Annotated in this window: 9 protein-coding genes and 1 pseudogene; 6 read left to right on the forward strand and 4 right to left on the reverse strand. The window is 33.1% G+C overall.

Annotated features, from left to right (window positions below; all coding sequences use genetic code 11):
• Positions 1-64: 64 nt before the first annotated feature.
• The gene (locus HE1_RS05515) at positions 65-298 is read right to left on the reverse strand and encodes a helix-turn-helix domain-containing protein (protein ID WP_035545308.1); all 234 of its coding nucleotides are present in this window, start codon (positions 296-298) and stop codon (positions 65-67) included.
• A gap of 171 nt (positions 299-469) precedes the next feature.
• Here HE1_RS05515 and HE1_RS05520 point away from each other — a divergent pair, with 171 nt between their 5' ends.
• A complete protein-coding gene (locus HE1_RS05520) occupies positions 470-784 on the forward strand; it encodes an HU family DNA-binding protein (protein ID WP_052567421.1) in 315 nt (104 codons plus the stop codon).
• 49 nt (positions 785-833) lie between these two features.
• Here HE1_RS05520 and HE1_RS05525 read toward each other — a convergent pair whose 3' ends face one another.
• Together HE1_RS05525 and HE1_RS05535 are read right to left on the reverse strand one after the other, a co-directional pair.
• Positions 834-1,598, reverse strand: coding sequence for an ABC transporter ATP-binding protein (locus tag HE1_RS05525; RefSeq protein ID WP_162480422.1), 765 nt, complete (start codon positions 1,596-1,598; stop codon positions 834-836).
• 2,026 nt (positions 1,599-3,624) lie between these two features.
• On the reverse strand, positions 3,625-4,176 hold the full coding sequence (locus HE1_RS05535) for a hypothetical protein (RefSeq protein WP_162480424.1): 552 nt from the start codon (positions 4,174-4,176) through the stop codon (positions 3,625-3,627).
• 187 nt (positions 4,177-4,363) lie between these two features.
• Between HE1_RS05535 and HE1_RS07635 the strand changes: the two are divergent.
• The 5 genes and pseudogenes from HE1_RS07635 to HE1_RS05565 all read left to right on the forward strand — a co-directional run bounded on the left by HE1_RS07635 (position 4,364) and on the right by HE1_RS05565 (position 8,115).
• A pseudogene (locus HE1_RS07635) lies at positions 4,364-5,113 on the forward strand (IS5 family transposase).
• Positions 5,114-5,848: 735 nt separating this feature from the next.
• Positions 5,849-6,025, forward strand: coding sequence for a helix-turn-helix domain-containing protein (locus HE1_RS05550; protein WP_373279908.1), 177 nt, complete (start codon positions 5,849-5,851; stop codon positions 6,023-6,025).
• Between the two features lie 377 nt (positions 6,026-6,402).
• Complete coding sequence (locus HE1_RS10070) at positions 6,403-6,531, forward strand: hypothetical protein (RefSeq protein WP_278243473.1); 129 nt, start codon at positions 6,403-6,405, stop codon at positions 6,529-6,531.
• 168 nt (positions 6,532-6,699) lie between these two features.
• Positions 6,700-7,545 carry an LptA/OstA family protein gene (locus HE1_RS05560; protein ID WP_035545588.1) on the forward strand — a complete coding sequence of 282 codons (846 nt, stop codon included), beginning with the start codon at positions 6,700-6,702 and terminating at the stop codon, positions 7,543-7,545.
• Positions 7,546-8,115, forward strand: a complete 570-nt coding sequence (locus HE1_RS05565) for an ATP-binding cassette domain-containing protein (protein ID WP_206537256.1) — start codon at positions 7,546-7,548, stop codon at positions 8,113-8,115.
• A 219-nt stretch (positions 8,116-8,334) separates the two neighbouring features.
• On the opposite strand, the gene HE1_RS05570 is transcribed toward HE1_RS05565, so the two are convergent.
• Complete coding sequence (locus tag HE1_RS05570) at positions 8,335-8,691, reverse strand: transposase (RefSeq protein WP_052567425.1); 357 nt, start codon at positions 8,689-8,691, stop codon at positions 8,335-8,337.
• Positions 8,692-8,777 lie beyond the last annotated feature (86 nt).

The following is an 8,777-nucleotide window of genomic DNA, read 5'->3' on the forward strand; positions in this document are numbered from 1 at the left end:
TTTTTTTAAATAATATCAAAATTCATCGACTTCCTTGAAAATACCTTTGTCTTTTGGGAATAGCTCAATTTTGGCGCATCGCCTTGATTATAAGGTGACCGCCCCCCTTCAAAACAGCGCTCACGCTGACACCAAAACGCTGAGCACTTCGGTTCATTGAAAGGCCGCTTGCGTATAAAACAAGGGCTTGGAGCTTGTCTTTTTCGGGCACACCTCGTAAAATTTTTTCCACATTTTTTACATTTGTACCGCTTACCCCATCGAACAAATCCGCTTTTAAAGCAATCAGAACACTCACAAAATTTACATACAATTATTTTTAGAGACTTTTAAAAAACTTCCTTTACTGATTTTAATAAAAAGCATCTTTAGTTAAAAGCTTCGAAAATATTTGTTTTTAGTTTAATTTTTTTTTATATATTTTTCTATATTATATTTTTTATATACTATTACAATATTTAGTAAAATTGTGAACATTAATAAAAATAAACTCACCCGGATCCCTCTTCGAAAATCATTTCAAAGAAATCTTAAAATCAATGAAAAAGAAGCGAGTTATCTTTTAGAAAAAATCTTAGATCGTTTTCATAAAATTTTTTTAAACACCAAAGATCCGTATATAAAAATTTCTTCTTTTGGAACGTTCGTCATTACAAACAAAAAAGAACGTACAGGAAGAAATCCAAGAACTTTGGAAAAAACTGTCATTTTACCCAGAAGAAAAATTACTTTTCGTTCTTCAAAAAGGCTGGTAGAAAGGCTTAACCCTGCTTCCTTCTTGTAGTTTTTTTATGTACAAAGCCGTTGATTTTTTAGAGCCAGTAACAGAAGAATCATCTGATAGAACTTAAAAAATCTTGTTGGGTGCCAAAATGTACAAAATTACGCACTTCTTCAACAGATGTACACAAAAAATCATCGATTTTTCCTTGCCACAATAATTGCTGATCTGATAAAAATAAGACACGCTTTGCTAACAAAGGTAATCTTAAAATATCGTGAGTAATAGTAATACATGTAACTTTGTATATATTTTGGATTTGCTGAATAAGCAAGCTAATAGTGTGAGAGGCAACTGGGTCCAACCCTGCAGTTGGCTCATCTAAAAACAGGATATTAGGTTTGCGCACTATTGCTCTTGCGATACTTACTCGCCTGCGCATTCCACCAGATAGTGCGCTTGGATACGTGTTTCTGTGGAGCGCAGGGAACTGCACTTGATCTAAAGCTTCGTCCACTGCATAGGCTGAATGCTTTGGAAAAGAGAATGCTACGTTTTCTCGAACACTCATTCCGTCAAAAAGTGCAGAGTGCTGAAATACAACTCCAATGTCTTTAAAAAATTTTCCAGAATTGTTAACTATTGACGATGGTAATTTCCGTCCCTTAAAGAAAACATCTCCACAATCCAAGCTGCACAACCCCAAGATACAGCGAAATAAAACAGATTTTCCTGCACCAGAAGGCCCAACTAAGGCAACAGTTTGTTGATCTTGAATATCAAAAGAAATATTTTTTAATATACAAATATCATTAAAAGATTTGTAAATATTTTTGACAGAAAAAGTAATCCCTGCCATTGGATTGTCGAAAAACACAAAGGCCTTTAAAGTACCGCTAACTTATAAGAAATTGTACAACAAAAATCGTTGAATAGAAAGAACAAATAAAAAATATCAACATCAAAAATAATTTAGGTGCAATGTAAATTTTTTATCCAAATATAGAAGGAAAATTGCTAGATGGTCTCGTCACAAGATTAAAATATGGTATAATGGAAATCAGGAATTTTATTTTTTAAAAAAGATCATACTCCCCCTCACTTTTTTGAAGGGTCTTTAAAAGATCCGAAAGAGAGGCTATTTTATTAAAATTTCTACTTTTTCTGCAAAAAATAAAAATGATTTTCTTAAAACCCTAATGGTCTTATCCGACGAAAAAACTAAAAATTCTGAATTGCTAAAAAATATAAAATTAGATCAAAGTGCTTTTGATTACATTGTGGACATTCTTCGTCCTTCAAGAATTTAAATGAAAACCCCCTGAAATCATTCTTATTAAATAATTTGGAATACCTTACAAACAGCTTTCTTGCCAATACCTCACCAACACTTCTTCAATCAAACGACCCAAAATCAAATCCAAATACTAATTTTTCATTTTTTGAACAAAAAGAAAATAAAATAAAGAAAGCGAAGAATTTAGAAACTTTATACAAAACTTACGAATTTCTTTAGAACCGGTGTTTGAGGAAAGCGATTTAAAAATTCTTAAAACAAAACTCTATGAAATAATCAACAAAAGAAGTGATCTTTTTTATCAGTTTTCTATTTTATCTAAAACAAACAGAGAAAATTTTGTTAAAACACTAGAGGTCTTAGAAAATGACAAAACTAAAGATACTTCCTTTTTAAAAGAAATAAGTTTAGATCAAAACGATTTGAATTACATTTTAGGAATTTTTTCCCCTTTACGCTTTCCAATGCAGTACCATTTACGCTTAAAAAAAGTACCACAATCAATTTGGAATAAATTAAAAATAGCCTTTTCAAATAAATAATCACTTTGTGCCATTCAAACAAAATAAATGAAGAAGCTGAAGGTCTAGCGTTTAGCCCGTTTTGAAAACCGTGAGTAAAAAAGTTTTTTCTCACATTAAACGTTAAAACTGCCCCAATTAGGATACAAAGATAGGAAACCTAATAATAAAAAAATTTCTCTGATCGTGAACTTTGGTTGATTTTTATAAAGTTTTTCAAAAATTCACGATCGTATTAATTTTTGTATATATAGCTAAATCAGTATAAAAAGATTACGAAAAATGGAATTGAAATAAGTGATCAATTGAACAAGATAATGTTCTTCTTATATGTTTTGCATAGCTTTCCCTTTATGGAAAGTGGCATTATTCATAAAACTATCGCTTTCTTTTGGAAAGTTTGGTAGCACTCAAGATGTACCCCCCTTTGTAAGCCAGATTGCACCCAATTGCAATTGTATTTTCCAATTAAAGCGCCTATGGCATTTGCCCCCCCCAGTCATAAGAACCATAACATCGATTGCCTTTATCTGCTTATCTTCCTTTTTCAATACTTCAATTTTTTGGCAAAACATAGACCTTCTCTCTGGATCTGATTGATTGAGAGTTTTTTTATATGTCTCTCATAAACGGTGTTTCGCATATCTTATACCAGAAGCGCTGACTTCTAACCTCTTAGCCCTTTCATGGCCATACCTATCTAGAAATTTTTCTATATCTACTCTCAAGTTCTATTTGTATAATTTTGTCCATGGGTTATTCCTTTTGTTGACTCCTTCAAAATTTTTGCTCCATCTCACTACTGCTGATTTACATATGCAAAATCTAGCGGCTACTTTTTCAAATGATAAACCGTGCTTTATTTTTAATACTTTTTTCGAAAATCTAATAAATATGTCATAACCTAATTATATAATTTATTACATAATTATAACTCTATCCAGCTCTATTGTCATATTTTTTTATTATGTTTTAGCTATATCTTAAAAGAAGGAGGAAATTATAGAGTATTATTTTGTCTAAAATTCTCTCAAAAAAATTCTGCCCCCTTCACTCAGGCGATGAGCAATTCCACCGGTTTTAGACTACCAATCAAATTCTGAAAATTCTCCAGACTGATTAGAGTAAAAAGCACCTTCTAGGGTAATGTTTCTCAAAATTCTATTATAACCAGAAAAATATTCTACATCTTCCCTATGTGCCTCAAGAATTAAAGATCTAAAATCCGCATTAGATTCAAAAAAAGATCTAAAACCTGCATTAGATTCAAAATCAAGCAGATTTATCTGGCTAATAATATTAATATCTGAAAAATTCGGAAGATTAAATCCTGAGATCTCTTCAAGCTGATCAAGCTGACCGATGTCAGTACTTGTCTCTGAATATTGAGGTGATCCCAATGCTGAAAACTGATTGGTATGACTCAAAAAATCAGTACCTGACTCAGAACTTTGGTGAAAATCGGACAGGATTTCAGCATCGGGATTACTGCCTGATTGAGAGCTCTGACAGGAATAATCGGACAGGATTTCAGCATCGTGATTGTCAACCAATTTAGACTGCTCCAAATTAGACAGGCTTCCATATGCGTTTTGAGCAATACTTCCAACAAAAACGCTTTTAAAAACAGTTATCATAATAATTAACGAAACTTTTTTCATACGTAAAAATTTTCTTATTTTTCTTTATTTTAATAGAAACTTAACAAGATTGCAATCTTGTAAATTAAAAAATTCAATACGATTAACATTTTTTGGCTAGATGATGTCGTCATGAGATAAAATATAATATAACAGGAATCAAAAATTTTATTTTTTAAGAGAAATAACGCAATCGCACAAAAGACACAACATATCAGAGAAATCTTGGAAAATACTTGGCCTTATCTGCCAGAAAAAAATGGGAGTTAGGGAGGGAAAAGCAAAAGACAATCGTTAAATTCTGTTTTGTGGATTTTAAGAACGAGTTCCCCTTGGCGAGATATTCCCCCTTGCTATGGAGTTTGGAAAAATACGCACAGAAGATTTTTCAGATGGAAAGATAAAGACAATTTTGGAAAATCTTTTAGAAAAATTGATTGTTGATCCAAACTATGAGTGGCGGATTATATGCCAGCCATATAAAAGTGCATCCTTATGCCGCAAAGGTTAAGGAAGGTGGGCCAGGATATGGGGGGCTGCACAAAAAGGGGATCAACACGAAGCCACAATATAAAACTTAATTTGGCTGTGGATGCCCATGCCGGTTAGAGTATTAACATCGGGTATGGTTGCTAATTGCAAACAAGCTAGCCAGCGTTTTGAAGGAATAGACGCTCAAAATCTTCTTTCAGATAAAGGATATGATACAAATCAAATCGTTAATGAGGCGAGAAAAAATAACATAAATCCTGTTATTCTCCCGAAAAAATAGAAAAGAACAAAGGGAACACAATAAAGATATTTCAAGCTTAGACATTCTTGTAGAGAATATATTTATTCACCTGAAACGCTGAAGAGGAATTGCAACGCGATACGCAAAAATACTTCTTCATTTCTTAATTCCGTTCAAATTAGATACCTTTTCTTTGGTTGAACTTTTCGTGACGACACTATCTAGCTACCGAAGACGTCGATCACTTTTTGCAAAAATCTTTGATGTGGGATTTAAATTTTTCTTTAGGATTTACTTCATCTATTCGTAACTATCACCTCACACTTTTTTTAGAATTTTTTTGAAAATCTCGTGAGCACTTTATCAAACATTCAACACTTAAAAAAAATAATTTTTTTCTTGATTTTGTTTTTAAACTTCTGTACACAAAAAACAAAAATTCAACTTGTTATTAAATGTTATGAAAAGTTTTTTATGTTTTTTTCTTAATTTCTTCTCAAATTTTTTTCTAATAGAGAAAAAAATTCCAAAAACATTTAAAAAATTAACGATTAAAGGAATTATTAGCGTCTTGAATGAACGTTGCAATGGGGTAAAAAAATTCAGAAGAACTTGCAGCACATTTTTAGGCTATTGATTCCCTGGATAACAAATGATAGACAGCGTCAATAGGTTGCTAAAATCAGTGAAAAGGGCTCTTTATTTCTTCAATATTCTAAATTCAAGGGGGGAATAGAAAAAATAGAAGATGGATCAAAACTTATCTGGCGGGCTTTTAATCACTTATCAAAAAAGAGAGCAAACATTCATGGTGTTTTTGATGGAATTCCAAAACAAGAATTAGATTCTTTGAAGTTTTTAACTAAAGATATTTTTCGTTAGAATTGGTAAAGGAAATCTTTTAAAAGTCTCTAAAAATGATTGCATGTAAATTTTGTGAATGTTCGGAGCAGTTTAAAAGCTGTTTTGTTCGAGGGGGTCAGAGGAGAAAATGTAAAAAATGTGGAAAAAATTTCACGAGGTGTGCCCGAGAAAGACAAGCTCAAAGCCCTCGTTTTATACGCAAGCGGCCTTTCAATAACCGAATTGCTCAGCGTTTTGGTGTCAGCGTGAGCGCTGTTTTGAAAGAGGGGAACCTTAGGATCAAGGTTATGCGCAAAAATTGAGCTATCTCCAGAAGACAAAGGTATTGTCAAGGAAGTCGATGAATTTTGGCATTATTTAAAAAAAGAAGCAAAAAATTGGATTTTTAAAGCTTGGATTTCTAAACTCTATAAGTCTATGATCGCGCAGGAAAAGGGCTCATCGATTGGGAATTTGGAGATCGTTCGCGTCAAACATTCAAACGACTTTTTGAACGATTAAAAAAATAGAAAATTTTCTTGCAGAGATCATTGCGCAGGTTTTAATAAAACTATTCCAAGCACCTGCCTCTTTCAGGGAAAAGATAAAACGTTTTCCATTGAACAGAATAACGCTCCACACCGCCATTGGTTTGCGAGATTTCGCCCCCCCCTGCAAACACACGATCACTTGAAATGCCGGAGGGAACACTGCGTATTTTTGCGGCACTTCACGTTAATAAAACATTGAAAATCAATTATGCTATCTTTTGTTAAAAGTCTCTGTTTTATTGTATTAAGAATATGTTGTTATTTCTACCCAATAAATTTCATTGTTTTTTACATATAATTTATGCCATATGTATATTTTTGTAATCACATTGAATTCTAAATGGTATTGCATTAGAATGAAGACATTGGGGGTACAAAGTTGATAAAATATTATTGAATCGAACATTTGTTTTGTGGGGGTTAACCTGCCCAGCGTCATTTTCTGCTCCGTTTCGTAATGTTCCTGCCATGGATATTCAAGCTCAGGAAGGGATTGAGTTTTTTTTAGAGAAAAAATATTGTGTTGCCAAGGGAAACGTTCGAATAAAACAGGGGGAAACAACTATTCTTTGCCAAAAAATTAAAATTTTTTTTAGAAGTGCTGGCCTTTCAAAATCGCCAGAAATTAAATATATCGTTGCAACAGGTAAGGCAATAGTTTATCGAGGAGCCAATGAATTAAAGGCGGATCGTTTAGTTTTTTACGTAAAAGATCAAAAGCTTTTAGCTCAATCTTATTTTGATTTCGGTGTTAATCTTTTTCAGCGTGAACGTGATTTTTCAATGCAAGCCAGAGAGCTCAGGTATGATTTAAATTCTCAAAAAGGAATCGCAACAGGGGGAGCTATTTTAACTCATCCAAAAGGAAGGTTCCGCTCTAATGAAATTTGTTTTTCTTTTTCTAAAAAATCTCCACAACCTTTGAAAATTCTTGCTGGTTTAGAAAATTTGAATAAGGATTCAAAATTTTTGGTTCAAGCAAAAGGAAATGTAGCGATGATGTATGAAGATTGGAAAATAATATCAAAAGAAGCATTTTATGACGAAGCTGGGGAAAAACTTCAACTACTTGGAGCAGTTCAAGTTTCTAACGGAACACAAAATTTTGGGACAACACACCACGCCATTTTAGATTTAAAAAAACGATTTTACAAGATTAAAGCTCTTAAAAAACGTTCTTGTATATTGATGATCCCTGTGCATCAAACACTTTCTTTTAAAAAATTTAAGAGAAAATAAATGGATTTTTCTGCTCAAAAATTGTGCTACAGATCAGGACAAAAACAAATTGTTCAAGAGGTATCTTTAAAAATCGTTTCTGGAGAAAGTGTAGCCTTGTTAGGGCCAAATGGCGCAGGCAAAACGTCAACTTTTTTATTAATGTCTGGGCTAATTGTTCCATCTCAAGGTGATATTTTTCTTAATGACCAAAACGTAACTCGCTGGCCATTGTATCGAAAAGCTCGATTAGGTATTCGGTATTTACCCCAGGAAAGTTCTGTATTTCGAGATCTTAGTGTTGAAAATAACTTAAAAATCATTTTAGAGCGTGTTTATACTGCAACAAAAGATCAAAAATTTTACCTAGAACTTTTACTGAATGATTTTCGTTTGACATCGCAACGACATTCTTTAGGCGGAGTATTATCGGGGGGGGAAAGACGTCGTTTGGAAATTGCAAGAGCATTAATTGGAAATCCAAAATTTTTGCTTTTAGACGAACCTTTTGCGGGTATTGACCCCCGTTCAATTGAAGATGTGCAAGAACTAATTCGCACCTTAAAGAAAAAAATATCGGAGTACTTATAACCGACCATAACGTGCGAGAAACTTTAAGCCTTGTAGACCGTGTTTACATTATGTTTGAAGGACGTGTTTTAAAAGAAGGCACTCCAGAAAATGTACTCAAGAGCGAGAAAGTACGCTCGCTTTACCTTGGAAGTGCGTTTAGTCTGTAGAGCGTAGTAATTTAGGTTGAATTGGATATTTTAAAGAACCACGAAATAGCATCGAATAGGGCGTTGAAATTTAGTATATTGTCCACCTCTTCATATTAGCCCAGAATTTCTCTATTGGATTCAAATCAGGAGAATATGGAAGTAGAAAAATTATACTGCATTTTACAGATTCTATTAATTCTTGACTTCTATTGGATTTATGAAAAGAGGCATTATCCATAATAACACCTTGACCAGACTTTAGTTCCTTGATCAAAAATTCTACCCAAACTTGGAGCAATACTGTGTCGCAAGATCCGTTAAAAACAATTGGTGCTGTCGGCTTGTTATTAACCAAACCGGAAATAATTCCTTCTTTGATACTATTTCCCACTCTTTTTGCTAACCAACTTTTCACTTTTTCTGCCCCACCCTTCTGTTTTTGCACATAGTTATATCAATGCCGCTTTCATCACTATATAACAAGACTTGGGTACGCTATATCTTGATCGATTTTTGATACTGACTTCGTTT

Source organism: Holospora elegans E1, from assembly GCF_000648275.1.
Taxonomy (GTDB): Bacteria; Pseudomonadota; Alphaproteobacteria; order Holosporales; family Holosporaceae; genus Holospora; species Holospora undulata_A.